This is a genomic window from Vibrio sp. D431a (assembly GCF_030248655.1).
GTDB lineage: Bacteria > Pseudomonadota > Gammaproteobacteria > Enterobacterales > Vibrionaceae > Vibrio > Vibrio alginolyticus.
In genome coordinates this window covers 126,696-153,492 of sequence record NZ_JAHGAP010000001.1, presented here as the reverse complement: position 1 = coordinate 153,492, position 26,797 = coordinate 126,696, and the positions used below count along the sequence as shown (strand labels likewise).

The following is a 26,797-nucleotide window of genomic DNA, read 5'->3' as shown; positions in this document are numbered from 1 at the left end:
CATGAAAAAACAGAGAACCTACCTAGGAAAATACCTGAGGACATTGCGCGTCAACCTCGATGAGACGGGGAAGGAAATGGCTGTAAAACTAAACGTTTCACCAACTACCCTATTTAGCATCGAACATGGTGAGCGTCGCATGACGGATGAAGCGCTAGATAAACTAGTCAAGACTTATCAACTTAGCGACGAAGAACACCTTAAAGTAAGGAAGTTAAGAAGCTCTTCAGTTGACTCAGTGCATATCAACCTTAAAAACAGCCCTAATGAAGCAAAGTTACTAGCCTCTAACCTCGCAGATAATATAAAGGGACTATCTATCGACAGTTGTAACAAGATTAGCAAACTAATCTTGAAAGAATCAAAAAACCAACCTCTCCCTCTATAACACAACATCGCGAACAAAAGCTCAGGTCTGTCCTGAGCTTTTTTGCATATAACGATTATTCGTTATTTTTTATCGTGAGTTATCCTATAAATTTCATTAGTTTACGTTAATTCTAAAGACTTAGTATAAGAAGGGGTTTTATTCAGATAGTAAAATAACTACATTTCATAAGAACAAAACAACAATAACAAAATGAAATCACTAGGGTTTAAAAATACAATTATAGCCTCCACCATAGCGTTAGTAAGTACTAGCCTTATTGGTGCAAACTGGCTCTCTTATAACAACATCAAACAACAAACAATCGATGAAGTTAACGAAATCTCAAGCACTATCGTAGATTACGAGGCAGAGAGAATCGAAGATTGGTTCGAGAAGAAAACTCACGCTATTGGCTCCTTAACAGAGTTCTATCAAGCTAATACTGACAAAGAGAATCTAGTCGAAACTTCCAAGATCATGAAAGATGCTAATGGCTTTTCTGCTGTTGTGTATGGATTTGATAGCGGTGTTTCTGCCACTGACACCGGAATGAAACAACCACCTGAATACGATCCTAGGACACGCCCATGGTTTAAACTTGCTGATAACACAGATGAATTTGTTATCACGGACATTTACAAGGATGCGTTCACTGGAAAATCAGTCCTATCTATTGCTAAAGGTCTTGAAGATGGCGCTCTTACAGGTACGATTGAACTAGACATCCTAGAGAAGACTGTCTCGAATGTAGACTTTGACGGTGCAGTAACTGCAATTCTAGACCAGAATGGCACTGCAATATCATCAAACTCAGCAAGCCTAAAAACAGGTGTAAACCTAAAAGATATCGGCATGGGTGGAGTTCTTAAGGCAATGACAGCAGCTCATGACACCTCTACCAACTACTCACTTGATGGCGTCGATAAGCTAGCGTTCACACAAGAAATTCAATTAGTTGATGGTCATAAGTGGTATCTGTTTGTAGGAGTGGATGAATCAGTAGCATACAGTGCCGTTGATAAAGCCTTAATTGATTCAGTGAAGGTATCACTTGCTATGTTAGCGATCGGTCTTGCTCTAGTAATAGCGTTGCTTAATGTCCTTTACCGTCCAATTTTAGCCCTAAAAGAGGTCATTACCGATCTATCTAAAGGTAACGGTGATTTAACCCGAAGACTTCCGGTACAAAGTACTGATGACCTAGGTCAGATAGCCGAAGGGATTAACTCTTTTATTGAGAACCTACAGGGTCTAATGCTTGAGATTTCGCAAAGCTCACAACACATAACACAAAGTGTTGAGCAACTTCAGAAGCAAACTGAATCAAATAACGAAGTACTGCAAGCTCATGCAGCGGAAACATCTCAAATCGTAGCTGCTATAGAGGAGATGAGCGCAACTGCACTAGATGTGGCTAACAACGCTTCAGATGCATCAGCATCAACTGAGAAAACAAATTCACAAGCAGCTAATTCAAAAAATGTTGTTATCGACGCTACAGACACCGTATCGAAGTTGGTTGATGATGTTGAGGATACAGCAAAGAGCATCGCTGAGATCGAAAAAGACACTCGCGAAATCACCAACATTCTTAAGATTATCGGGGAAATTGCCGACCAAACTAACTTACTAGCACTTAACGCCGCAATCGAGGCTGCTCGCGCTGGTGAACACGGTCGTGGATTCGCTGTAGTTGCTGACGAAGTTCGCGCACTCGCGGCCAGAACTCAAACGAGCACCGCAGAAATTGAAACAACGTTAAACAAACTATACGAAGGTTCAAGCGCAGCTATTGCTGCAATGCAAGTTACTAAGCAAACATGTGAAAAGACTGTTGAAGGCACATCAATTGTAGCGGATGACTTAGATGCAATCGCTCAATCAGTGACTCACCTAAATGATCTAAACATGCAAATCGCCACTGCGGCAGAACAGCAAAGCAGTGTTTCTGAAGAATTAACACGCAATATGACATCTATCGCGGGTATCGTAGAAGAGTTAACTGAGAGTGGCGAGAGCACGGCAAATGAAGCGTTAAACTTATCAGCAGCCAAAACGCAGCTAGAAGGGATTGTTTCTAAGTTTAAGCTAAAGTAAAAGCTAGAGACATAAAATAAAAGCAGAGCCTCGCGGGAAACCCTACGAGGCTTTTTTTGTGGTAGTATTCCAAAATCATACGTTTAACCCACTCGGTGTAAAAGTGAAAAAAATCAGCCTCATCACCATCGCAGTTTCAACTGCGATCGCTTCATTTGGCAGTCTTGCTAATCAAAATGAAAATATCACCTCTTTTAATAAAGCAAAAAAGCTACTCCTAAGTGAGGTGTATAGCATTACCGGAAAGACCACTGTTTACTGCCATGGTTCTTTCACTGACAACAAAACTTTCATCGCACCCAAGGGGTTTGAAAGTTCAAAGTACCCAAAGCGCCAAAAAAGAATCGAATTTGAACACATCACGGCGGCAGAGAACTTCGGGAGGGCAATAGTTCCCAACGAATGGAATAATGGTCACCCAAAATGTGTAACTAGTTCTGGTAAGCAATACAAAGGACGTAGATGCGCAGCCAAAGTATCTGATGAATACAAAAGAGCTGAAGCTGACATGCACAACCTGTACGCTGCCAATGGAGCAGTTAATGCATTAAGATCTAACTACAACTTCGTGATGCTACCATCCTCAAAAAGCTCTTTTGGCTCTTGTGATATGCGAATCGAAGGTTCTAAAGCTCAACCACCCGAACTTGCGCGAGGTGTAATTGCTCGCGCACACATGTACATGGAATACGCCTACCCACGTTTTAAAATGAGTTCATCCCAAAGCAAGCTAATGAAAGCTTGGGATAAGCAATACCCAGTAACTGCCGAAGAATGCTCTCGATACAAGATTATCGACAAAATCCAAGGTAGTAAAAATATCATCCTAGCGTCCCGTTGCACCAGCTGAGATAAGTGACGCGGCTGATAATCAAGACTGAAGCAAAAAGCCCCTAAAGATCGATCATGGGGCTTAACATACTTTTACTAAACAAGGCTCTCTAAAAGGGGGTGAATCACAATAAATGAAGTAAACAAAGCCAAATCCAACATGCAAAACTAAACCTACCAATTAGCTTCAAGATCGATCATTGATAAAACACCGATACCAAACAAATGTAGCTGGATTGCAGACCTCTATTTATATTAAATCTGGCATTCAGCGCATACATACATCTAGGATTTACCACAAGCCTTTATTTATGGGGCTTTAGCAGTAACCGAAATTTGCATCTACAAAATCATCCACTTACTGAAATTTGCATCCTCCCCTTCCTCAAACAGATCGGAATTAGCATTAAACTCACGTCAAAGCGATCAGAATTAGCATTAATAATTTCGCTGAGATCAGGATTTGTATACACCAACAGGTTGAGGCTTGTATCCAAAATTGAGACCTACATGCTTAACGTTGCTAATTTCAGTTTAAGACTCATGTAGATCGAAATTAGCATAAGACAGATCGGAATTAGCAATGCTGAAGATCAGAATTAGCATTAATTGAGTGGTGTCACTTTTTGAATGAAAAAAGCCATGACTGAAATTTGTATCCAATTAAGCTTGTGATCGAGATTTGCATCAAATCAGATCGGAATTAGCATTAAATCAGATCAGAATTAGCAACAAAACGAAGATTCCGATCGAAATTAGCATCAATTTGAAGGAGGTCACAAATCCCAACATCTCATGAGCGATCGAGATTTGCATCAAAATAGATCGGAATTAGCATATTCCCAGTCTTTATCTTGGTGCCTTATTGAACAAATACTAGAATTTGCATCAAAACGTGATCGAAATTAGCAATAAACATTGATATGGACATATGGTGAGGCTATTATTCGGCTCATGTAATGCTAATTTCAGTTTTCCTATGAGTAATAAAGAAGTTTTAGAAGAGAATTTTGAAGAAGATAGCGGAATCGCAGCTGGTGAAATCTACTACTATGATGAACAACTGTTACTTCAAGAGTTGCCAGATGAGAAAGTAAGCCCTAGAACTGTGTCGCCATTCTTCTTGCCGACAAAGCGCATTCCAAAGCAGTTTATTGATGCTGTTAGATCCTACTCTGATGATGAGCTAGTAAGCCTATTCAAAGGTGAGCTACCTCTGCTTAGTAAACGAGTGAAGATCTATTGGCCTGTAGAGTCTGAAAAGAAAGATAACCCTCCTTACGATGAGACACAGCTAGAACTATATGGGTCAGTAGCTGTTTCTGACGACAGAGCAGTTTTAGACGCTATTACTGGAATGGCTGGGCTTTTAGAAGTTGGCACTGGCGTAACACTGCTGGATGTTACCAACTCTCTTGAGTTGGATGTAGATTTTGACGCTGATGTTTTGGAGCCTAATCGTCCACTGAGCCATGATGCCTCATGGCATCATATAGAAGTTAGTAAGCTATTGAGCCACCTAGGCTTAAAGAACTCAACTCCGAACAAAAAGACTATCAGAACTCGTTTGGAACGCATTTCTAAAATGGTCTTCTTACAGCGCTTCTTTAAAGGTGGAACTGAATTAAGCAACGTCCGTCAGTTCAGAATTGTGGTTGACGATGGCATTATTTACTTGTGTAACCAGAAGAAACTACCAACTCGATCAAGTCGAGGGGTAAACACCTACACCGACATTTTAATAGGCATCTCAAGCTCATATCGTCGTGAGAACGAAGATAGCGGTTTTTTATCCAGAGAAAGACTACACAAAGTGTACCCTACTCTAAACAAGAGTAAGATCATGGACTTTCTAAAGTGGCTTGACTCAAACACCCGACTATTCTTCAACCTTAAGTATCTAACATGGGCGATTGAGAGATACTTTGAGAGTCACCCTACAAACTCTACATCTCAAAATAAGAGTCACATTCAACATGAGATGTTCCGAAATGTTTTGCTAGAGTCGGATCTATTAGAAGCGCACTTTAACCTGAGATTAGTTAAACGCGAGCGGAAAGATCTTCCCCCGAGATACAAAGGCATTGATTATCAAATCATTTATAACGGAAAGGTAAGTAGCTAATTATGAAGAAAATTAGTGTTGCGTCTGCGGATGAAATGGCTTCGTTAGCTGAAAAGTCAGAGAACTTCATCCTCAAAGCCCTTCCTGAGCATGGGCTAGGCAATATCCTCGCTAATCAGGATGTAGGTAAAAGTAGGCTTATGTTTTCATTAGCTTATAGCTTAGCTACCAACATCGATCTCGTTTCGTTACTTCCAACTGATGCAAAAGATCGTAAAGAACGAAAGGTTGCAATTTGGGCTGGTGAAGAGGGCGCTAACTGGGTAGCCAAAAAGATCCAAACACACCTTGGGTATTTTAATCCAGCTGTAGGTGAAAAAATTAAAGAAAACGTCTCGATTATAGATTGCACAAATGAAGACGATGTACAAGAGTACTTATTCCTCTCTGCTGGCGTACCAAATATAAATTTAATCAATAAGTTAAGCGCTCTCATGGAGGATGTCGATATTTTGTTCATCGACACTCTACGTGAGGTTATCGGACTTGCTAATGAAGTTAATGATGATGATGCTATCAAGGTGTACTTATCGTCTATTGCAAAGCAATCAAAATGCGCAATTGTTTATCTCCATCACTTTAAAAAATCAGAGACTAACTTGCCTGTCAGTCAACTAACAGCGAGCTCTGGTAGTGGACTAACAAAAACTAATGCCCGATGTAGGGTGAATTATGGCTTAATCAAAGACTTAAAGAAGGAGCAGATAAGCATTTCCTTCTTAAAAGCTAACAATATGGCTGACCGAGATAGAACTCCATTGGATTTAACTTGGCTTGAAATGGGTGAACATAGCATTCCAATTAGCAAACCTAATTCAAGTGCCTTGCAAAATATTTTACTAGGCGATCAAGCCTTTGAGAGCAGCAAGTCTCAAACCCAACAGGATTCATTTAAAGAACCAGTAGTGGTCGAAGAGCATCCAATTACAAAAGAAGAGATAGAGACTCCAGCAAACACTGACTTAAGTGTGGGCGCAAGCGTAGCTCCAGACAAGTCTAAAAGAGCTCACTCTCCTCGCCCTACTGTAGACGTTCCGGAACAGGTAGTTACTAAAATTGAAAGTAAAGCGACAACTGCATCAACTGTGTCTCCAAATGTCCGGAATTTAAGACATAGAGCTAAGCGCGTGAACGCTAAAGAAGAGTAAGCGATCAGAATTAGCAAGCAAAATAGCACTAAAGATCGTGATTAGCATTTCAAAAAATGTACAGCGGATCAGGATTTGTATTTTTCTGATCCGCTTTTGCATTGAAGTGATCAAGATTTGCAGCGTTTGGATCAAGATTTGCATTCAAATCCCTCTTTTGATCAAAATTAGCATTCAAAAATTGACCTCCTAATTACCTTTAATAACCTTTTAATAAGGTTATTAAAGGTATAAAGATCTTTATGACCAACCTTCGCGATTGATATCGCTTGGTTCAACCTGATTTCAAAAATTCACACTGACGTGTGTAAATTCTCGATATCAGGTTTTATTTTAACCGACACAACAAGATTTGTCTCATAAGTAGATATTTTCTACAGTTTGTCAAAAAGCTGTTTTGAAAATATATAAAAATGATGGTGAGAAGGTACTTAGATTTCTTAAAGAGAACTTATCACTGGAGATACCACAATCAGGAGTCTTAGCAGGTCAGTCTGTAGCTTCAGTACTCCTGTACTTAAAAGGGAAAGCCAACGACGTTCAAATCAACGATTTGGATATTTTTCAGATGTCGCCAGACCACGTTAAGTCAATCTTCATTCGTAACAAGTGCAGACCTATCAGAATTGGATACCTTGATGTAAAGCGAATGAACGAGTATCTTTTTGAGACGAAAAGAGAAAGAAGCCATTTTCGAAGAGACAGCGAGAATCTACATAAGTTGACTCAAACTGCAAAGGACATCGAAAACTCCCCTAACAACAAAAGGAGACGCACTCTTTTGTCCACCAAAGTTAACGATCCTTCACGCTCTTTAACTTTTACATATCAAGATTTATTAGATTACGATTTTCCTAATAAGTATCTGTCGATTCATAGTTCAAACCTAAATCGAATAACAAAATTCTCACTGGAATCAGAGTTTTTTTCATATGAAATCGATCAGGTTGGCAGGCGCGGTCTCTTAAATTACATTTACGTTTCATCTTGTAGGAGCTTGGATGAGTTAACTCCAAACCCTCATACTATTTTGTCTGGGTTTGATCTGAATTCATGCCAAGTAGCGATAGACCTTAAGACTAAAAGGATTTTCTATACTTTTGGATTTTTGAGATTCTTATCTTCTCTTCAGATGGAGATTGTGTGCCCTTCTAAACCATACCAAACAATGATCCGTTACTTTTCGAAGAAAGATCAGTTTAAGTACTATGGTAACGACGATTTAGCCATAGAGATTATCTCTACTTACAAAGCGATCGAGGACGCATTTAAAGAAGAATTTAGCCCTTTCCACAATCAATACTACTCTGAGTATGAGGATATTGGCGTTCCACATGAACTCAAGAATTTTAAGATTGGTAAGTTTGGTGAAAGGTATGCTAACAAGTATAAGTCGCTTCACTCGATGAAGAGCTCATTTGATCTAAGAAAACACAAGTTGAAATTTGAACCAACAAAGTTCGGGTCAGAGATGTTTGCTAAAAAGGGTTTAGAAACTCCTAAAAATGTCATTTTAAACTCTTTGACACCTCGACACAGTGGCTCAGAGTACATTTTGTCAGGCAAACACAGAGAGGAGTTAGAGAAGCGCCTGAATACCCCTGTAGTTAATTACGCGACAGTTTGCCTAAGTACATTGCCGATAATCCTTAAAGAGCACTACAGGCTTTCTAGAGGCGCGTCTGTTGTAAATAAATGGGAATCTATATCTAAGCATCTCGATCGAGCTGAAGAGAACAAGTTCAAATCGATGTCCTTACGTCAAGGGTTTAATGATTCCGCTGAATCGTATGCAAGTAATTATAGCCCTAAGCTACTTTCTCAAATCAGCAAGATAACAACACTTCATCCTAATTTTGAAAGAGCGTTTCGTGACATTCCGCATGAAGTTCAAAAGTCTAGATTGGATTTCATTAAGCAACTAGAAATAGACAACCTAGATCTCATGTACAGAGCTGAAAACTGCTGTTCAATTAACTGGAATATAATTGACAACTCTTCATATAAAGAGGCATGTAAACACATCCGTTCAGTAGCTGCTAGAGAAAGGGTTCAAGGTGACATCTTATGTAAACCAGATTTTGATAGGTCATTTGATTTTAAGAATTTCAGGGTCACACAGCTGTGCCGACAGTCAGAGCTAAAGCAAGAAAGCAAAGCAATGCACCACTGCGTCCGTACGTACTCAAACTTAGTACAATCAGGAATATCCCGTATTTTCTCATTCACGGCTGATGACGGTGAGAGAGCTACTCTTGAGCTAAATGGAAAGAAATACCCCTTCCCAAAAGAACGTCAGTTCAGAACTAAATTCAACTTAAGACCTTCAAGAAAAATGATTTCATATAAAAATGAGTTTATAAGTCATTTTAACGCACTAATTGAAGAAACTAAGGCACCAAGTAATCCAACAACAAAGGAAAATTAGATAACTTGATCGTTTAATGTTCCTCTGGTGCCTCAGTCTTTATTTATTCGGTTTTTTTTCGCATCTTACTTGCGCTAATTAACCGTAGACGGTATTCTAACTACGTTTTCTTCGAACAACTAGTTCATAGATCACCTAACCAATGATCTTCGTCCAGACGGAAGGAAACAGGGCTAGTTTTTCTAATAGGGCTTCCTATAGAACTGTCCAGCCTAACCTGTGTTAAGTCCTCCCAACTAACCACTGGGAGGCACCCTTCTAAAACACTTCAAACAGAAACTCCCCTCATCAAAGAAATTCTAAGAATTAACTGTTTTTGTTATTAGTCAAAAAATACGAGCTCATGATGAGCCCGCTTGATGGTTTAAGATACTCACTCGTAATTTGATGGGTGAAGAATGAAATCACTAGAACAATGGCCTTCAATCGCAGCTGCGTAATCTTCGATAGTCTCGCTGTGTTCTTGATCATCTATCACTAATTGTGACATCTCATAGATTGCTAAGCTTAGGCTCGATTTTTCAAATCCACTAGCCAAAATTCTAGAGAGCTCTGTAACAACTTCTTTGTACGGAGCTCTTTTCATAATTAATTCCTTCACATACTGAAGAGTTGGCACTAGCCCAACTTCATTAGATTCCACAGTACAGACGAAACCAAAACCTTTACCTTCTTTTCGCTGAATACCGATGTCTTTTACAACACAGTTATTCAGGGCAAAGTATCTATCGCCGAAAACAGACCCTACACCATACGTCTCACTGATAAATTTACCATCGCAAACAACTTTATTGGTTTTGGCATCAGCAAATATGAATTTATTGCCCCCCAGAGCTACTTTACCTGATGTTGCGACTTCCTGATGCTCATTGGAAAAACTCAACCTTTTTCCCGAGCAACGTTCTAGCAAATCTAATACGATCTTATTGAAAGATGCGACACAAAAGTTTGACGAGCTAAATTGAGATGATTCAAACAGACATTCGAATTCCTCAATACTTACAAGACTTAGGTCGATGGTCAAAAAGGGTTCATTGCTGATTTCAGAGTCACATTTATCTTTAGAGAAAGACACTTTCGTATCACACCCAAAGACCCAAACACCCTCACCCCTAACAACAGTAGAGCCGCTAAAAGCGTTAGCGTCGTAATATGGGTCGTCTTCATGGTGCGATGCCACAAGTGTACTTCTGAGGCGATGATTCCTAGGCTTAAACCACAAAACACCTTGTTCATTGACTACAATTGATCTTGCTAGTGCCTGACGTGATTCAATTATAGGTTTACCCGAGTTAGCTCTACAAAAAGCAGCAAAAACGTCTTTAAAGTATGGGTACTCAACAGGGTTGGGCAAGTGCTTTGAACTCGTAATTGCCCACCATGGTCTGCAATATCCTCCAGAGAAGTTCGAGCCCAATTCAGCTAAGCAACCATCCACGAGCCTCTTATTAATTACTTCATTCATGAACAAGTTCATCCACTTTTTTAACGTGTATTCTTTGAAAATTACAAGATTGAACAAAGACCTCAGTAACAGAATACTCCTCACCGTCTGAGGTCAGTCTTTCCATATTGTCAGACAGCTGTGACAAGATTGGACAGGTATCATCATCAAGGGAGAGCAACTTCAATACATGGGGTTCCCCGCCGTTTGATGGTTCTTCAATTAGAAAAACACCTGCTTTTGAAAGTCGCCTTTCGAGTGTGGAAACTTCTTTATTCCGTGCGCCATAGCGAACCATTTTACTTACATTCGTAGCACGCTCACCCCAATCGCTTGAGAATGTAATCAAATCATCCAGTAAGGAGATATGTTCAAAATGATTCACTTCCCCTGATACAATGTTTTCCTTGGCTCTCTTAGGGCAGAAAACGTGTCTAAACCTTTCTTCGCTAATAGCATTTGCATCCATCACAAGTAGCGGACTTGCCCCATCCAAGCCTTCTATATCATGAGAAATACCTTTGTAGTAAGTTGCCTTCCCGTCAACGTAGTGCTTTGTTATGAGCGATTCCAAATCAGTCTCATTAACTGAACCTCCAACAATGGAGCTTAATTTAGTTAAAGAATGCATTTTTCCATCTTTAACTATTTTCATTTCATCACCAAGTGCATGTCGTAGATTTAAAATTCCTTTACACCCGTATGTGTTTAGGTGTTCTACAAAATATTCGCGACTTGGGTAAAGAGGGCTCCCAAGTTCAATGCAAACATCCAAATACACTCTGTACTCTTTGTTAAAAAGACTGAAGTTTTCGTAGATTCTACGTGTGTTATAGGCACTGTAGCCCTGCTCGTAAAGATCCCTGTCGTAACAGGTTACTAGGTTTTCAGGAAAGACAGCTCCAAGTAAAGCAGGTTTAAATGCGTATTTCTGAAATCTTTCGACCCATGTTTTAAGAAAGAACTTTTGGTAAAGCTCAAGCTCTACCTTACTCATCTTACTGATTTCATAGTGATTATTCTCTATTGGCATAGTAGTTCCTTGCTCTTTTTAGTGATTGTGCCACAATGTACGTTTCTTTCCAATCATTTCAGAGAGGTGTGCATTGCCTGAAAATTGCATTCTGAACCAAATCAACAAGGCAGTTAATTCCAAGGATATTACTATAATCGATTGGTATGATGGCCCGATCGTTTTTAAGTCTACGATTGGCGATAAAGTTTATTTCTTCGTCATAAATTGCTGTGAAAAGCTCGAATATGTAGTCTTCACCCCTCCCGAGAACCTTAACAGTACGGATTTTAGGGACTGGGGGTTCGACGAAGTTTTATCCTTCCTTAGGCTCCAGCACACGCTAGAGAATTGTGAAATTGAATTTTTCTTGTTCTCTCAGCTTGACGATGCAAAAACAAGATCCATTCCTCGCAGTTTTGTGCAAGATAACTTCAGTGATCGTCGAGTCGACTTGTATGAGTCGCTTCTGTTCGAAGTCATAAAGAATGGGCTCGGGACTTTCCAGACCTCTGGAAAGTTGTTTTCAGGTTCAAAATCTTCATCTCGTGAAGAGTTCTCAATGAACGACTGGTGTGATAAGGATTTAATAAGTTTAAGCGAAGAGATTGATTTTAGTAGTAAGCTGTTACTCAAAAGCCAAAAAATAAACGGAACACTTAGCTTTGGAGTTAGAAGTATCCAGATGGAACTGTGCATAGATTACACAGATGTAGATGACTTTATTTTGTTTATTGACCTTAAAGCCTAAACCAAAAAAACCGTCAAATATTGACGGTTTTAAGCTTAAGGTCTCATTGATGGAGATTTCTTTTTAGGGGGGTTATTTTGTTCATTTGCACCCTTCCTTGAGAGGGCTTTCCAATTGAAATCTTTAAATTGATTAGTAGGGTTCTTAAACTCTTCTCTTGCGAGTTTGTAACCTTCAAGCTCTCTATGAAATCTAGCTAAATAACCCTTTCCTAGCTCAATCTTTCCCTTGGAGATATTCAGATATGCACTTGCCAAGTCTGATTGGAGACCGAAAGCCTCTTTTTCCCATGGTCTATCGCGATATTTTATGTCACTCTTTACGCCTAGTTCGACGCCATTCCACCTGCTATGCATTTTACCATCAGACTTCCACACACGGTTCTGAAGTGTGCCGTAAGCAACTTGTGAGACATGAACCATTTCGTGCGCAAGTGTAGAAAGTTGCTCTGCATAACTATTGTCACGCTGTATAGTGATTGTGAAGTTTTTAGTACTTATGGAGCCATTTGCTTTTGATGAACAAGAACCAAGAACATCTTTTTCCAATTTAGAAGCCCTGAGCTCAATCCGAATGTTGAGTGTGTTCATCATTCTTCTAGTCATCAACTGCTCAGCGAAGAAACGAGCGGCATCATTTAAATTTGCGTGATTTTCTTTGTTTCCACCGCGTTGTAGGATTGAAATCTTCAATTTATTCTAAGTTTATGATTTTTAGTCGAATCAATAAAGTGAGATTGTTTTAGTCTTTTGACTTGAGCTTTAAAGGCCAAGTCCAAATATCAGCGTATTTGGTTGCCTTACCTCTGCCGTGCTCTTTGAATAAGATTAAAGCGCCAATGCCAATGTAGATATTTAGAATTGAATTAAAAATGCCACTAAATGACAAGTCTTCCTCTAAGTAGTCGAGCACGATGCAGACAACTGCCCACGCAATAAGAAGAAAACACATTGAAATCTCTAGGCTCTGTTTTTTCATAAGCATCCTATAAAAAAAGCTCCGCATGATTGGGAGCCTTTAATAACATTACTTTGATAGTTCAGGGGTTTTGTTCCCCCATTGCTTTTGAGCTTCAATACCTGAGTGGAAAGCCTGCACTTCACCGAGTGTTTGGAATTCGTACACAGGCTCGTTTTTCATCAACGGCTTAACTTCGTAAGTACCTTGGCTTTTTGTTAACACGAAAGCATGTTCACGTAAACCAAATACTAAGTCATCATATTTCATGCTTATTCACTTATTTAACTAGTTTATCACTAAGTTCATAAAGTACTTGTGCCTCTCGGCGAGTCAAGTTTCTATTGCGCTTCTCTACTTTATGAAAGAATTTATTAGCAGCTTTAAAACCGCACACATTCTCATGAACGTTCTGCTGCTCTAGATCTGATATAAACTTTAGTTGTAATCGCTCGAACTTGGTGAAGGTTCTTGAAACAGCAAATAGTGCTGATGCTACTAAGCAAGCAACTATGAAGTCTTTCCCTTCTAAAACCTTCAAGGAATGAATTAAAAGTAACCCCGAATAGACGAATAAAAGAGATAGAAGCTCTACAATCCAAGTCTTGATAACCTTTTTGGTTATTTCTGATCTTGTTTCGACATGGTCAGTTAGTCGTCTTGAATAACCCATGGTCTACCTCCATTTTTTTATTAAGAACATCTTAATTATGGCATTTGTAGCATTATAACTCAACGTAAATGTGACTTACCTCATGGATTTTTTTCAAAACAAAGTCAATGGCTAGCTTTCAGGTTTTCAATAGCCTCTTTAATTTCATCGGAAGTGAAGCCTTTTCTAGTTAAGTGTCCCCGAGCTTTGTTTAAATCAGAATAGTCAGAATAGTCATACTTCTTTTTGGAAAGAACAGTTGCAGCCATTGCATAAAAATCCAACTCAGAACTAAGTTCCATTGCTGAAAGTATCTCATCGTAGTTACTTACATCAATGCACTGCTGCTTTAACTCTAGCTTAATTAAATTACGCCCTTTACCCTTTTTGTACCTTTTGATTATCTCAGTTCTTAAGTCAGCCTTAGCTGCTTTCACCTCAAGAGCTGTTCTAAGGGTGTGTAATGCTTCATGGTCGGCTATAGCTACATTAATCTGGCTCGCACTAAAGCCCCTTTTTGTTTGAATTTCTTTGTATAGCTTGTCTTTGTTTGTTGTTGTGAAGTCTTGATATGTTCTGTCAAGATACTCCCTTAAGCTATCAACTTCATTTTGAATGTAACTATCAAAGAGGTCTGGTACTATCTCCTCAATCAGAGCTGAAGGTAATTTTTTTGCTCTCAAAAGACCAATGATGCCCTTTTTCGAGTAATAGTTTCTAGCTCTGTACTCAGTAAAGTTCTCTATGTACTTTTCATTAGTTTTTAGAGCACCCACCTCTAGCATTCTTTCAATAGCACGATTAATAAGGTCTGTATCTAGTGTATTTCGTTCAATTTTGGTTCTAAGTTCATCGATCGTTAACTCCGATCTCCCTAAATGAAACCCCACTACCACCATTAATTCTTCGTAGTTTTTAACCTGTTTATACTTTGGCTTGGGTTCTTTCTTTTTATTACTATACATTCAGGCTGCCTCTATATTTCTAGAGTTCATGATAACAACTTCGAGCACATATGTCGCTGAGACAATTTCATCAGAAAATAGATTACCCATTCAAGTCTCACCTTTCTTGTTATGGTTGCATGTTAGTTCGAACATTGCATCGCTATCTCGTAGTTTTTAGATTAAAGCTATGATACTAAAGAGTTTATCACTCATTAATTTTGTTTTTAAAAACATTTGATTGCGCTCTTTGTTGTGGTATTATGTCTGTACATTACAGGTTTTAGGACAAGAAAATGAAAACAACTACAGTAGTAGATCATGATGTTTCGGCTAAAAATACAGCTCGTGGAAAACGAGTTTGGTTCAGAAGTGATTTATTAGGCTCGCGCTGTGGCGTTAAATTCGGTGATAAATTCCGAGTTATTCACCAGAAGAACCGTATTCGCATGGTTAAAGACCCAGAAGGTACACTTTCAGTAACTATGAGTCGCGGAAAACTCAGCTTTGATTTACACAACAAGAAGGTTGCTGAATCATTTTCTGACAATGTTCTTCGAGTTTTCATTGAAGTTTCTCTCCATGAAGTAGTCATTTGTCTCCGTCGTACTGATGAGCGTATTCAGGCACGAATTGCTGCTTTCAAGGAGCGTATGGAGAAAAAGGAAAAACTACTACTTGGAGATTTATGCTCGGGAATTGGAGGTCTTGCGTACAGCATTGTCTCAGGATTCAACAAGGTTGGTCAGGGGATTAGATGTGCTTTTGCGGTTGATCACCACCATGAAACTATGGAAGCTTCTGCTTTTAGCAACCCAGTTTACGATGACACTACGACAATCATGAGCTGTTCACTAGAACAAGCTCCTCTAGATTTGATGCCTCAACTGGACATCCTTATCACAGGACTTTCATGCAAGGGTGCATCAAAGCAAGCTAGAACGGGTAAAACCGTAAGTCTTCCAGAGTTTCATGAGGAAGCTGGCTGGCTAGTTATGACTCTTCCAACTATCATCCAGAAAACTAACCCCTTGGTTTTCATTCTAGAGAACGTTCTTGAGTGGTTTGATACTGCAAGTTGCCATATCTTAAAAGAGTTAATGACGAGACTTGGGTACACCCACAAAGAGGTGACCCTAAAAGGAAATGACTTTGGGGCTATTGAAGGCCGAGTTCGTGGCTCTCTAGTCTTTACAACGGTTGGGATCGATATCGATCTCGAACTTCCAGTACCAGTTCCTTGTGTTACAACAGTTGCAGACATTATGGAGCCACAAGAAAATCTTCCCCCAATTCCATCGTCTTTCGAAGAGAAAGATTTTAAGGGCTCTGGTTGGTATCCAAAAGCGAGACTCCTTGAGCGTGAAGAGGAGAAGAAAGCAGCTGGTAAAGGGCATCGAGCAAAGATTGCAAAACCTAACGATACGAGAATCACCACTATCACTGCCTCTTATGGCAAGGGAGTGAGACTGGATGAGACCGTGGTTGAATCATCGTGTGGTCAATGGCTACGACTATTAACAAAAGTAGAACATGCAAGGGCTAAGTCTCTACCTATTGAGCTGACAGAGAATCTTGCAAAAACCAACGCTCATAAAGCACTTGGCAACTCAGTAGAGAAGAACTGCTTTGAGTGGTTAGGCGTTAGGGCTGCAATGAGCGTTAATGAGTTTTTCACTAACCTACCTCACGAGGAGCAGTTTGAGGCTACAATTGTATCATTAAGCCTAAAAGAATCTAACGCCTCTGCGTTGCGTTCGAAACAAGGCTTAAAGACATATTACATTATTGTCGAGATGAGTGATGGGATGATCTTTAGACACAAAAAGCAGTGCCCAGAAGAAAAACTACCAGAAGCTAAAAGATTCATGAAGAAGATTCAAGAAGCAGGCGTGATTAACAACGAGTACTGGGTAGAACTGGCTGCGTAAAAAAAGGCTTGGTAAAAAAAGGCTTGGTAAAAACCAAGCCTTACTAATATTAATTTTCTGGCTGCGCTGAAAGTAACTCTTCAAGAGCAAACCTAAGACACTGTAGCTCATTCACGGAAAATTGGTGATTACCACCATTTAAAATATCCTCGATACCTTGAAATGCCAACTTTGTTGTAGATTGACAAAAATCACCACTATTTCGCTCTAAAACAGAGAGTAGTGAAGGGATCGCTAAATCAACATCTAGAAAATAACTACGCTCAATTACAACTGATTTGAACAGAAGACTGGCACCGTAAAAGCAAACCAAAAAGCTTGCTAAAGTCAGAATCTGTTTGGAATTCGCTCCAAGTGTAGAGAGGAGAGGCATTTCTCCCTCAACAGGCAAAATCCCCAAAGACAAGCCATGTAAGACCACTAGTGGAGTGAACGTCGTTAACAAAAGTAAAGGTAGCATTCTTTTAAAATTCAAATGAATGACTATTTTTTCTAGTGCTAAAGATGCTCTATCGATCTCTTTTTGTTCCATAGTTTCCTGCAAAAATGATTACTAATAATTTAAAGTAATCTTCTCACATTTATAACGGCAGAAGTGTCTGCATATTTCATCAGTCGGTATGAAATCACCGTCAACAACCACCATTAATAAAATAGAGAATGTTAGGAAAGATTAGGCTTACCTAGAGCTTTACACTCAGCTTAACTATGGTATTATGAGAGCTCAAAATACAAGGTGAACAACCCTCGCCTCCAAGCCTCCTTGGTAAAGTCGTTGGATAGGGTGCTAAAAAAATAACTTAACAACAATGCCCTGCGCATTGTGAACTAGAGGCTGTTTCATTATTGGCGCAATCAAGGACGCATTGACATGAAAACATTTGAATTCTTACCAGACGGCAAGCCGTTATCATCCATTTTATTTGAAGCTAAACGCCTTTATCAATCTGGCAATGCAAAAAGTAAATCTGACGCTCTTAACAAACTTTCAATTGAGCGTTACGGTATTTCTTATAATAAAATAAAACCTCTCAGTAAGTGTGCTGCCCCGACTTTAGATGCGGACGTGCTAACACTACCATTTGAAATTGCTAACATCCATTATTGCTTTGTCCTAACCAATGATGGTTTGCATTTATCACCAAATACATTCATTAAGTGGCGTGACAAGTATGGCGAAGTAGATATCTCATCTATCGCTCTCAAAGACATTAATCCGATTGTTGAAAATACAAAAAAATCAATCAAACTGTCTGATTCGCTCATTGGTTGGAAGGTGACTCCTTTCGAAAAACTAGAGCACTGTGTTGCAATTGAATTTCTTAATGACAGCCTTAATGTGAATATGACCTATGATGAATATTTTTCGAAGGAAATGTCTTTCATTCCACGTTGTGCTGTAGATATCGCAACTGCGGACTTAAGATTACTCGACACAGAAGTCGTTAAGTTCTCAGAAATTCCATTTGCAATGCTAATTTCAGAGACAATCATTGGTTTAGACCGCGAGTTTTCAAAACTACAAAGCCAAACAACAAGTGGTAAGTTTAGTGATAATTTTTCACCAAAACTCTTTAAGATTTGGGATGGGAGTGACTATAAAACAACTCTAAGATATAACGCTAAAGAAGCTTTGATGGATCTCGAACTGGCTTCACTTTTGTCGCTGGAAATTGGCGATAGCATTGTTATTGACGTTCAAAGTGGAACAGAATATGGAATTTCTCTACTCCCATCCAATGTTTTAGATGCCCTCCTTAGATTTAACACTCTAGAGAAAAGGTTATCTGATTACTCTAAGACAGACTCTAAGATGGCTTTATTTACCTTCAAGCTAGAGAATGAGCGAGTCCTTTCTACTATCGCTCAAAATTATTATGAGGCACTCTCCGAATTTATGAGTGCGTTGTTAATGAATGATCTGAAGATTACAGATGACTATTTTAGCAATTTGATAGTCGAGCGAACAAAAGGCTAGTCATAATTGGAGTGGTAACCACTCTGTGGTTTACCATTCCTTTCTCTAAAAACGTGGTTTATATCAAAGTGAAACTAATTTCATTAAACTATTCTGTCTTTCTGCCGATAGCATTCGAAGAAAGAATATAAACTACAGATGGTTAAGGAATTTTCATGGCTAATGGATACCATTCAACGCGGCTCAAAATTGAGGCAAGATCGGAATCAATTGTTAAATGGGCAAAACGACTTGAGGAAGAGTTCGAATTAGAACAAACGGGTGGTAATCCCACACAGCGTATAGAAGGAGCAATTGAGCAAATTAAAGAAAAGTTACAACTCTCTCCTGAAGACGCAAACGCACTCAATTCGTTTATAGCATCAGCATATAACATTGGTGCACAAGTGGGCTTCCAACGCGCCCTAAAACATGTTCAAGAAGGTCGTATTACGGTCAGAAAAGAAGTGAACAAAGACTTTTGGAATCTTTACACGTACTCGACTGAATACCAGATCACCCAAAACCTGCCATCCATGTCAGGTGAGAAACTGAAAGAAACGGTATATATCAACCTGTCAGAACACGGTTTTAAATACTAAAAAAAGGCTCGGTTTAAACCGAGCCTACTTCATTACTTTTGGTTGTCCGTTTTCTTTGTGTTGTTGTAGATCCGTTTGGCAGACTCAAATATGGACAGGGCGATAATTGCTAATACAACAACCGTCCCACCTATCACCTCCAGCAGCCACATAATTACAGCTACAACCAAGATAGCCACTAATACAAGTGTGAGTTTATTTGTCACCATTTAATAACTCCGGATACCTAGCGTATGTCGTTTGTAGCCACCCCACAGAAACGCCCGAATCCTTCGCGAATGTCATAACCTGACTGGGAGTGCACTCTGTATTTCTATAGACGGCTCTAGCTGTACTCCCTATCACTGCCCCAGCCCAGTAGGCAGCAAACAGACCCGCTGCAATTGTCCCACCCCTATTGATCTTAGATAACTTCATAGATTGAGGGTTTTTGGCTAACTCCATTGCCTTATCAATCCTATCAATCATCGCCCACGCCATTGCAGCTGTACCAGCAACGTCTTTTGTTGTTGGTATGTTTAATAGCTCTAGATTATCATCAATATCTTTCTGTATTAGATTTACATTTACCTTACAAGCCATAAATATGATTCCTCCATTATTAGGTGGAAACTACCATGGGTCGGGCATTCTATCTAAATCGTCAAGCAAGAATACGACGACATTCAAGATGATTTGTAATTTAGAAATTTGTCACCTAAGTCCATGTTAATTGCAGATCACGGTGTTTCATTGTTTGTGATATTTTATTAAGACAAAAAAAAGGCTTCCAGAACTCTGGAAACCCAATCGAAGTTACGATTATTGTGTGAACTAAGCGGATGTAAGCTTGCGCCTTTTTCGATTAAGGACAGCTCCAACAAGACATAACAAACAGGCTGCTACCACTAACTTTGTTGGAAAAAAATAACCTACACCAAAACCTACGGCCATCAAAACACAAGCTTTTGTATCGAAAAATTCTTTAAGCAAGGTATTCCTCTCGAATTCGCTTGAAGAAAGCTTCTGTTACTTTGCCGATAGGAAAATGCCCTTGCCCTTCAAATCCGTACTTGAAATTGTTGTTGGCTAACTCGCCATTGAAATGGTAGACCTCAACATGCCCAGACTCACTTCCAACAATAAATGATTCATCACACCACAAAAAAACATCGTACTGTCCACAAGGCTTATTGGTTAACTTCACCTCATCAAGATTCGGAATAAAGTCACCTTTGAACATTTCGCCAAGCTTGTGAGAAACTACTTTCGCCAAAAGTGTTTGTTGTTCATTCTCTTTATTCATTAGCTTCGAGGTTGAGAATTTACTGGCTAAAAATTCTTCAAGTGTATTTGGGTCTAAAGATTGCAACTCGCTTTCAGGTGCCCCAATAGACTGCAAAAAGGTTTTAATTTGTTCAAGTAATGCACTGTTCATAACTTCTCCTTTAAGAACTGTAATAGTACCACGCCAGTGTACTTTGGCAAGTGTTTTTAAAAACACTTGTAGATGGCTCTAAGGTCAGTGTCATTGTTAACGCTCGTTACATGTGTAATAATGCCACAAATTCAGTGTTTAATGAGATTTAAATCAATGGCTAAACCTCTATTTAATAGTAAAAACGGAAATCCCGTACCTTCACGACCAGTTGTTACACGTGAAATTATTGATTTTACTGTACGAAAGTTCTTTAAAGAGCTAAATGAATCATCATGGTGTATTGATGATTATTTCTGCACGGAATTTTTTATTAACTCTTTCGCTGAATTCTATGTCAAATACCCTAACGACTCAGAAGCACTCGCTAAAATTGTAGTTTCTGATTTTTGTGAATCCGCAGCTAATGAAGAAAAGTGGGACAAGTGTTTGTGGGAAGAGATTTCTGACTGGGAGCATCGTATTAATTGCTTCAAAAGGGAAGTAAAGGAACTTAACGATGAGATCATCGAAAAGTGGGATGACGTTTATAAACCCCTGAATGAGTTTGTGGTTGGCGATAAAACTCAACATGGTGTGATAGTGGCTATGTCCCGATGTACCCCTTCTGCGTACATAATAAAGCCTTGGAATGAATCTTCTGCACATATAAGTGTTGAGCATCAGTTTCTGTCGGATGGTCAAAGCTATCTGGTTGTTCTCTTCGAGAACGCCAATAAGCTTGATGATGATAAAGCTGCGCCTCTGGAAATTGACACAACAACAGTAGCAGTCGATAAAATCCTTGCTAAAGAAGGGATGAGTGATGATTTTGTGATTGGTTCAGCCTCGACTGTAGAACGTAATCTTACACCTAGGCTCTTTTAGTGGGCATGGCTAACATAAATGCTGAGTCTGTAGCGTATTGCACTATGGAGCCCAGCATTTACTCTCATGCAGAAAGAATCAGCGCAATGGCTTCAATTCGCGAAAAAGCAGACGCACCCACTAAGATAACCAAGAAATCTAAGGCTAAGAAGAAACAACCGCGTTACCGCAATAAGCATCAACAGCCTTTTTATGTTAAAGGTCGATGGTGAAACTAAAGCCTTGCTCAAGTCACTAGAGCTCCAATTTCATTAAATGATGTCATGTAACGAAGGAATTGACTATTTATTGGGCTTAAAATGTATCAAGCCCAATAAATTAGCTCTGACTTAAAGGCTAGGTTTTTGAAATGTTGTCTACGCGAGCGCGTAACTCTTTGCCTGTTTTAAAATGCACAACAGTTTTTTCACCGACCATTACGGAGTCGCCGCTTTTTGGGTTTCGACCTTTACGTGCTTCTCTATCTCGCAAGTTAAAGCTACCAAACCCACGAATCTCAACACGCTCGCCACTCTCCAAACTGCTAGATATAGACTCCAATATTTCCCTGACGGCTTTCTCTGAGTTGTCGATTCCAATTCTGGGCATCGCCTCGCTAATTCTTTCTACCAATTCAGCTCTTGTCACTCTGCTTCTCCAACTTGTGGCTTTCTATATCTCTAATTATATGGGTATTTCGTCTAGCCACCAGAAATATTTTATTCTTCAATTGTTTTTAAAAACACTTTTCTTGATTGCATGGTTATGAGATTATAGTGAAACGGTAATTATGGTGATTACCTAAACACAGGGTACAGAAAATGGTCAATAAAATTAAAGTTGGCGGACATCAGTTCAATAGAACAGCTAAGTTTGTCTACAAAACAGTAGGCAACCGCATTGTTATTGGTGAAAAGTGTAAAGAAACTCATAAACAAGCGGTCAAGTTTGGGGTTAGCTTAGATGGCGAATCAATTTTTGCTAAGCCACTTAAGTCCACTTCATCTAATGGAAACTTAGTCACGGGTTATGGTACTTATGGTCTCACAGTCTTCCTCGCAAAAGAGGGCGCAGTTTATAAGCGCAAAATCAAACCAACAGTTGTGATGGTCGCGAATTTATTAAAAGAGGCTGAGTGCATTTGTCGCGGGTTAGATACGATTAAGGTAGGGTCTTACGCAGATTCCTTTACTCTCTTTTTTACAGATGAGAAGGGAAACTCTTTTTACACCCTTCTAAGTTCGGACGAAGCCAATGTGTCAGCATCTAGTGTTGAGCAATTATACACGGGCTTGCAACGAGCTGTTGCTGCGAATGACAACGTTCGAGTGGAAAGTTTGATCGACGCTTACGTACGAGATGCAAACAAAGCAACTGCTTATTGGGGTTCTATTAAAGAGGTAATGGAAGACAAGATTTTATCAAACCACAAATTACTGCTAAAAGCTGGCCTCACATTTCCAGATTACAACTACCCTTTTGATTTATATGATATTGGCAATGAAAACCCGATTGCTTCAAAAATCAACCTATTCAATGTAAGTGTCATTAATGGTGAGTTGATCATCAATACAGGTGCAGGTGCTGAGTTATGAGTAAACGTGGTGGCGGAAGAAATCGAGTTTGCTTTCCTTGTCGAAAGAAATATCCCTCTCAATTTACGACCGATAGCAAAAAATACAACGTTACTAGTGTCTGTAGTGAATGCAGCGGAGTGCTGAGCTCCGTCCCCGACAGTGTTGTAATCCCAAAATCACATCAATTGGGTCGTTGGAAAAAACTGAAGGCGCAGTATGATTCAGGACAAATCGTAACTCCAGCTTGCGATTCGAACATCTCTCTTCGTCATTGGAATCAATACCCAGAGCATCTAAAACTTGACTCCAAACTCCACAAAACCGAAGTCCGTCATGATGTTCAAAATAGGTTTTACTCGCTCCTTAAGCATAATGAATCATTTGTCAGAGAGACGTTGGCTTGTCTATTTAAAGGAGTGCAAATTGACACTCTTATTGATGATGTTGAAGCAAGTGACAAAACTATTGCTGCTAAGTGGCAATTACGAGATGAGCTTTATACGGTAAATCGCTACTTCTCTTGGTACAAGAGAGATTGTGAAAAGATTTTAGGAATCTAAATAAACAAATCTGGTCTGCTCTAAATCCACCAGCTCGCAGCAGAGTTGGTGGGAAAAAGCTCTTAAGTACAATTCACTCGCAGTTCTTTTGTGGTATTATTGCTAAATATTGAAATTTAGTGATAACAAAAAGGCTGTGTTTGGAATGATTCCACATCACGAAGTAAAGCCTAATGCATTCAAGGCTTACACCCACTCCAAGGAAGAGTGTATTAAACGTGCGAAAGGATATCATACAAAAGTTGAGTGGAGATTCCATCACTCAGCTTCATTCGAAGACGCTAAACACCATGGTGTGATGAGCGAATGTATATCTCACATGAGATCTAATGGATTCGCTCTTACGCAGGATGATTGCAAACGTATAGCTCTGCTGTTCAATTCTAGAATTGATTGGATAAGATTCGACAGCACAAGTTACCAAACAGCAAGCCGTCTTGGTGTTAGGGAGTTGTGTTGTAAGCATATGGCAGGCAAAACAAACAAGATCCATAAACACACCACCGCGCAGTGCATGTCTATCGCAAAGCTCTACTCATCTCGGACTGAGTGGAAAACAGAGCATACCCCCTCATACCGCGATGCTCACGCTTTAGGAATTGTTGACGACTGCACAAAGCACATGACCCCTCAAGCCGTTGATGGATGGTCATTAGAGACGTGTCTGGAATCAGCTCGACGAGCTAAGTCACCAGAAGATTGGGATAAAAAAGGCAGAGAAGCTTTTCTTATCGCAATCCGTCACGGTTGGTTATCTGAATGCATTAAGCACATGGATGTATCTCCATTAAAATGGACTATGTACACGTGTATCGCTGCTTCCCGACCTTTTATAAACGAAGAGGAATGGTCAAAAGGATGCCCTATCTCCTATAAAGCCGCAATGTACCACAAGTGGCTAGATCGCTGCCCTCCGACAATGCCTTCAAAACCAAAGAAAGGGATGACTTTTAATTTAGAGGCATGGATAAAAAACAGGTCAATCTCAATGAAAGGAGACTATGACATTGCCACTAGCGCAGATGCCACCTAAACCACTATTCGCACACAAGCGATACATGTTAGCCTCTCCTTCCCTTGAGCGCTCCAAAAGACATGCAGGGATGTTTGAATCTCCCTATGAATGGTTAATGAAAGAACCACAATCATTTGTTTTAGCGGCAAGGCAAGGCGTCTTGCAAGGTCTGATAATGAAAATGCCATTTAAAGACAAGCATGGCAGTAAGTACACTAAAGCTGATTGTTTGCATATATCCAAACACTTTAGGACTAAAAGTGAGTGGCGTCTCTTTCATCACCGCTCATTCTATGTTGCAAAAAAATTAGGCATTATTGATCAGTGCAGCAAGAATATGTCTGAGCCATCTAAAGCAAAGTTAGTTGGAACTGAGACGCAATGCAGAGACAAGGATTTCTGTATTGAATCAGCTTTGCGATATCAATCTCCTGCGGAATGGGAAATGAACGCACCTAGTGCTTTCCGTACCTCCATCAAAGAAGGCTGGTTTCATGAATGCTCAGGGCACATGAACACATGTCCGAAATCATGGTCAGTAAAAAGTGCATTAGAGATGTGCCTATATTTTGGTTGTACAAAAGAATGGAGACTAAAAGAACCTAACTCACACTTCGCTGCCGAAATGTTAGGCTGGATGGATTACTGCATGATCAAGCTCGATGAAGGTCGGAGTGAATCTGAGAGAACGCATAAAGAGAACACCTTTCATCTAGAGTGTTGGATAAACAAAAGGAAGTAACCATTACTTCCTTTTCATTCCAGACCTCTGGAAAGAATCACAAAAAAATATTTACAGGTCTTCTTGTGATTTCATCGTTACAGGCGTCACATAGCGAATCCTGATGGTCAAACCGAGTTAAGGGATTCAGGGTCACTCCGCATCGCATACACATATCGGCATTAGCAAAAAGATTGTCGATCTTGTGGTGTGTTGATTCGAAAAATTCACTGTACCAAACACACCACCCAAATTCTTCATCCTCGACCTGCCCACAATCAAGCAAAGGATGATACCTGTGGACACTATCACCGACTGCTTCTTCAAGCATTTTGATTATATGTATCGGGTCGACAGGCATCTTATTTCTAAGCTCCCCGAAGATACGAAAGTATCCATCGGAGTCTTCGATACGCTTTTTTCTTACGTTGTCAGGAAGAAGGCTTAGATTGTCTTCACCAGAAAAAAAAGAAGTAAGAGTCAGATCTGTGCTGTCATTGAACATTACTTGAAGGCAAACTTTTTAGCGACCCGATGAAAGAATCCGCCAGTTTTATCATTAACTGCGTTATTTTCCTTCTCAATATCTTTAGCTGCACCTATGCTGTATTCACGCATAATTGTGTCCAAATCCTTTAACTCTCCATGATTATCTTGGATGCCCATACTCGACATCTTTTCGACTGCCTTTGTGAAAGTTAGATCGCACCATTCATCAACCCAATCACCAATTAGGAAGAACTTTTCGTGATTCTGCTTTAATGAATCACAACTAAAATAACCAAACACAATAGGGTCACGATTTCGGTCAACAAACTCTCGTTCCTTAGGTGTTTTGTAGTCGTTTTGAGTTAAATCGGTAAATACGACACAATACTTATCAAAGATTCCTAAATCCTTTGCAGCAGCAATTTTCTCCTTCACCTCATTGGGAATTAAACGAGGGAAGCGCTCAAGTTCAATGATTTTGATTGAGTCTTTAGGTTGAACTTTATCAACCATCTCCTTTAAGGCTTCCTTCCGAACAAACTTGTTGAAGGGCGAGTCGATTAACGCGATCTCTTTCGTGATTACCTTAATGTTAAACAGCAAGTGTTCTATCAGTGAGTCTTGCCCAATCTTCGCCGCCCCTTCTATTTCAGAAATCAACATCTTGTATTGTTCTTTCAATCTGCTGTCTTCGTTAGACTCTACTTTTGCTTTTAAAGCTTCAAAGTAGTCATTAGGCTCTACAATATCTTGGCTTGGTGTAAGATCTAGAACGTCGTTTAAGTTTGTATCGTTATCCATGGTGCTACGACTTAATGATTTATTGTTTAGTCATAATGCCACAGTGTTGAGTTTACTTAAAGACTTATTCTCAGGCGGATAAATGTCAGTGATACGCACGCAATAAGTAACAAGCCTTAAGA

At 39.6% G+C, this 26,797-nt stretch carries 28 protein-coding genes; 15 read left to right on the top strand and 13 right to left on the bottom strand.

All coding sequences use genetic code 11. The features are described 5' to 3' along the window. Position 1: 1 nt before the first annotated feature. The 6 genes from KJB35_RS00880 to KJB35_RS00855 all read left to right on the top strand — a co-directional run bounded on the left by KJB35_RS00880 (position 2) and on the right by KJB35_RS00855 (position 8,999). Entirely contained in the window at positions 2 to 388 is a 387-nt protein-coding gene (locus KJB35_RS00880; protein WP_285468970.1) for a helix-turn-helix domain-containing protein, read from the top strand. Between the two features lie 192 nt (positions 389 to 580). Beyond that, complete coding sequence (locus KJB35_RS00875) at positions 581 to 2,467, top strand: methyl-accepting chemotaxis protein (RefSeq protein ID WP_285468969.1); 1,887 nt, start codon at positions 581 to 583, stop codon at positions 2,465 to 2,467. Positions 2,468 to 2,570: 103 nt separating this feature from the next. Further along, complete coding sequence (locus KJB35_RS00870) at positions 2,571 to 3,317, top strand: endonuclease (protein ID WP_285468968.1); 747 nt, start codon at positions 2,571 to 2,573, stop codon at positions 3,315 to 3,317. 960 nt (positions 3,318 to 4,277) lie between these two features. Beyond that, the gene (locus tag KJB35_RS00865; protein ID WP_285468967.1) at positions 4,278 to 5,423 is read left to right on the top strand and encodes a hypothetical protein; all 1,146 of its coding nucleotides are present in this window, start codon (positions 4,278 to 4,280) and stop codon (positions 5,421 to 5,423) included. A 2-nt stretch (positions 5,424 to 5,425) separates the two neighbouring features. Further along, positions 5,426 to 6,571: an AAA family ATPase gene (locus KJB35_RS00860; RefSeq protein ID WP_285468966.1), complete on the top strand. Its 1,146-nt coding sequence runs from the start codon at positions 5,426 to 5,428 to the stop codon at positions 6,569 to 6,571. Positions 6,572 to 7,352: 781 nt separating this feature from the next. Beyond that, the gene (locus KJB35_RS00855; RefSeq protein ID WP_285468965.1) at positions 7,353 to 8,999 is read left to right on the top strand and encodes a PcfJ domain-containing protein; all 1,647 of its coding nucleotides are present in this window, start codon (positions 7,353 to 7,355) and stop codon (positions 8,997 to 8,999) included. A 373-nt stretch (positions 9,000 to 9,372) separates the two neighbouring features. On the opposite strand, the gene KJB35_RS00850 is transcribed toward KJB35_RS00855, so the two are convergent. Further along, entirely contained in the window at positions 9,373 to 10,464 is a 1,092-nt protein-coding gene (locus tag KJB35_RS00850; protein ID WP_285468964.1) for a hypothetical protein, read from the bottom strand. Next, the gene (locus KJB35_RS00845) at positions 10,457 to 11,476 is read right to left on the bottom strand and encodes a hypothetical protein (RefSeq protein ID WP_285468963.1); all 1,020 of its coding nucleotides are present in this window, start codon (positions 11,474 to 11,476) and stop codon (positions 10,457 to 10,459) included. The genes KJB35_RS00850 and KJB35_RS00845 overlap by 8 nt, the downstream gene beginning before the upstream one ends. A gap of 73 nt (positions 11,477 to 11,549) precedes the next feature. Between KJB35_RS00845 and KJB35_RS00840 the strand changes: the two genes are divergently transcribed. Next, the gene (locus KJB35_RS00840) at positions 11,550 to 12,206 is read left to right on the top strand and encodes a hypothetical protein (RefSeq protein ID WP_285468962.1); all 657 of its coding nucleotides are present in this window, start codon (positions 11,550 to 11,552) and stop codon (positions 12,204 to 12,206) included. A 35-nt stretch (positions 12,207 to 12,241) separates the two neighbouring features. Here the strand turns inward: KJB35_RS00840 and KJB35_RS00835 are convergent, their stop codons facing one another. The 5 genes from KJB35_RS00835 to KJB35_RS00815 all read right to left on the bottom strand — a co-directional run bounded on the left by KJB35_RS00835 (position 12,242) and on the right by KJB35_RS00815 (position 14,780). Further along, a complete protein-coding gene (locus KJB35_RS00835; protein WP_285468961.1) occupies positions 12,242 to 12,898 on the bottom strand; it encodes a hypothetical protein in 657 nt (218 codons plus the stop codon). 49 nt (positions 12,899 to 12,947) lie between these two features. After that, positions 12,948 to 13,184: a hypothetical protein gene (locus tag KJB35_RS00830; RefSeq protein WP_285468960.1), complete on the bottom strand. Its 237-nt coding sequence runs from the start codon at positions 13,182 to 13,184 to the stop codon at positions 12,948 to 12,950. Between the two features lie 48 nt (positions 13,185 to 13,232). After that, on the bottom strand, positions 13,233 to 13,433 hold the full coding sequence (locus KJB35_RS00825; RefSeq protein ID WP_285468959.1) for a hypothetical protein: 201 nt from the start codon (positions 13,431 to 13,433) through the stop codon (positions 13,233 to 13,235). 10 nt (positions 13,434 to 13,443) lie between these two features. Further along, positions 13,444 to 13,836 carry a hypothetical protein gene (locus KJB35_RS00820; RefSeq protein WP_285468958.1) on the bottom strand — a complete coding sequence of 131 codons (393 nt, stop codon included), beginning with the start codon at positions 13,834 to 13,836 and terminating at the stop codon, positions 13,444 to 13,446. A gap of 104 nt (positions 13,837 to 13,940) precedes the next feature. After that, positions 13,941 to 14,780, bottom strand: a complete 840-nt coding sequence (locus KJB35_RS00815) for a RecX family transcriptional regulator (protein ID WP_285468957.1) — start codon at positions 14,778 to 14,780, stop codon at positions 13,941 to 13,943. 275 nt (positions 14,781 to 15,055) lie between these two features. Here KJB35_RS00815 and KJB35_RS00810 point away from each other — a divergent pair, with 275 nt between their 5' ends. Continuing rightward, positions 15,056 to 16,690 (top strand): DNA cytosine methyltransferase, encoded by a 1,635-nt coding sequence (locus KJB35_RS00810; RefSeq protein ID WP_285468956.1) that lies wholly within the window; start codon positions 15,056 to 15,058, stop codon positions 16,688 to 16,690. Between the two features lie 49 nt (positions 16,691 to 16,739). Here the strand turns inward: KJB35_RS00810 and KJB35_RS00805 are convergent, their stop codons facing one another. After that, entirely contained in the window at positions 16,740 to 17,222 is a 483-nt protein-coding gene (locus tag KJB35_RS00805; protein ID WP_285468955.1) for a hypothetical protein, read from the bottom strand. A 339-nt stretch (positions 17,223 to 17,561) separates the two neighbouring features. Between KJB35_RS00805 and KJB35_RS00800 the strand changes: the two genes are divergently transcribed. After that, on the top strand, positions 17,562 to 18,668 hold the full coding sequence (locus tag KJB35_RS00800) for a hypothetical protein (protein ID WP_285468954.1): 1,107 nt from the start codon (positions 17,562 to 17,564) through the stop codon (positions 18,666 to 18,668). Positions 18,669 to 18,823: 155 nt separating this feature from the next. Continuing rightward, complete coding sequence (locus tag KJB35_RS00795; protein ID WP_285468953.1) at positions 18,824 to 19,249, top strand: hypothetical protein; 426 nt, start codon at positions 18,824 to 18,826, stop codon at positions 19,247 to 19,249. A gap of 32 nt (positions 19,250 to 19,281) precedes the next feature. Here KJB35_RS00795 and KJB35_RS00790 read toward each other — a convergent pair whose 3' ends face one another. The 3 genes from KJB35_RS00790 to KJB35_RS00780 form a co-directional block, all read right to left on the bottom strand. After that, complete coding sequence (locus KJB35_RS00790; protein WP_285468952.1) at positions 19,282 to 19,458, bottom strand: hypothetical protein; 177 nt, start codon at positions 19,456 to 19,458, stop codon at positions 19,282 to 19,284. Continuing rightward, positions 19,445 to 19,831, bottom strand: coding sequence for a hypothetical protein (locus tag KJB35_RS00785; RefSeq protein ID WP_285468951.1), 387 nt, complete (start codon positions 19,829 to 19,831; stop codon positions 19,445 to 19,447). Before KJB35_RS00785 ends, KJB35_RS00790 begins: the two co-directional genes overlap by 14 nt. Before the next feature lie 382 nt (positions 19,832 to 20,213). Next, positions 20,214 to 20,732 carry a hypothetical protein gene (locus tag KJB35_RS00780; RefSeq protein WP_285468950.1) on the bottom strand — a complete coding sequence of 173 codons (519 nt, stop codon included), beginning with the start codon at positions 20,730 to 20,732 and terminating at the stop codon, positions 20,214 to 20,216. A 90-nt stretch (positions 20,733 to 20,822) separates the two neighbouring features. Between KJB35_RS00780 and KJB35_RS00775 the strand changes: the two genes are divergently transcribed. Then, complete coding sequence (locus tag KJB35_RS00775) at positions 20,823 to 21,533, top strand: hypothetical protein (protein ID WP_285468949.1); 711 nt, start codon at positions 20,823 to 20,825, stop codon at positions 21,531 to 21,533. Positions 21,534 to 21,869: 336 nt separating this feature from the next. Here KJB35_RS00775 and KJB35_RS00770 read toward each other — a convergent pair whose 3' ends face one another. Next, a complete protein-coding gene (locus KJB35_RS00770) occupies positions 21,870 to 22,160 on the bottom strand; it encodes an integration host factor subunit beta (protein ID WP_285468948.1) in 291 nt (96 codons plus the stop codon). 173 nt (positions 22,161 to 22,333) lie between these two features. Here KJB35_RS00770 and KJB35_RS00765 point away from each other — a divergent pair, with 173 nt between their 5' ends. The 4 genes from KJB35_RS00765 to KJB35_RS00750 all read left to right on the top strand — a co-directional run bounded on the left by KJB35_RS00765 (position 22,334) and on the right by KJB35_RS00750 (position 25,406). After that, positions 22,334 to 23,107: a hypothetical protein gene (locus KJB35_RS00765; protein WP_285468947.1), complete on the top strand. Its 774-nt coding sequence runs from the start codon at positions 22,334 to 22,336 to the stop codon at positions 23,105 to 23,107. Continuing rightward, positions 23,104 to 23,649: a hypothetical protein gene (locus tag KJB35_RS00760; RefSeq protein WP_285468946.1), complete on the top strand. Its 546-nt coding sequence runs from the start codon at positions 23,104 to 23,106 to the stop codon at positions 23,647 to 23,649. Before KJB35_RS00765 ends, KJB35_RS00760 begins: the two co-directional genes overlap by 4 nt. Positions 23,650 to 23,968: 319 nt before the next feature. Next, entirely contained in the window at positions 23,969 to 24,682 is a 714-nt protein-coding gene (locus KJB35_RS00755) for a hypothetical protein (protein WP_285468945.1), read from the top strand. Further along, the gene (locus tag KJB35_RS00750; protein WP_285468944.1) at positions 24,651 to 25,406 is read left to right on the top strand and encodes a hypothetical protein; all 756 of its coding nucleotides are present in this window, start codon (positions 24,651 to 24,653) and stop codon (positions 25,404 to 25,406) included. The genes KJB35_RS00755 and KJB35_RS00750 overlap by 32 nt, the downstream gene beginning before the upstream one ends. Before the next feature lie 483 nt (positions 25,407 to 25,889). Here the strand turns inward: KJB35_RS00750 and KJB35_RS00745 are convergent, their stop codons facing one another. Beyond that, the gene (locus KJB35_RS00745) at positions 25,890 to 26,675 is read right to left on the bottom strand and encodes a hypothetical protein (RefSeq protein WP_285468943.1); all 786 of its coding nucleotides are present in this window, start codon (positions 26,673 to 26,675) and stop codon (positions 25,890 to 25,892) included. Between the last annotated feature and the right edge of the window lie 122 nt (positions 26,676 to 26,797).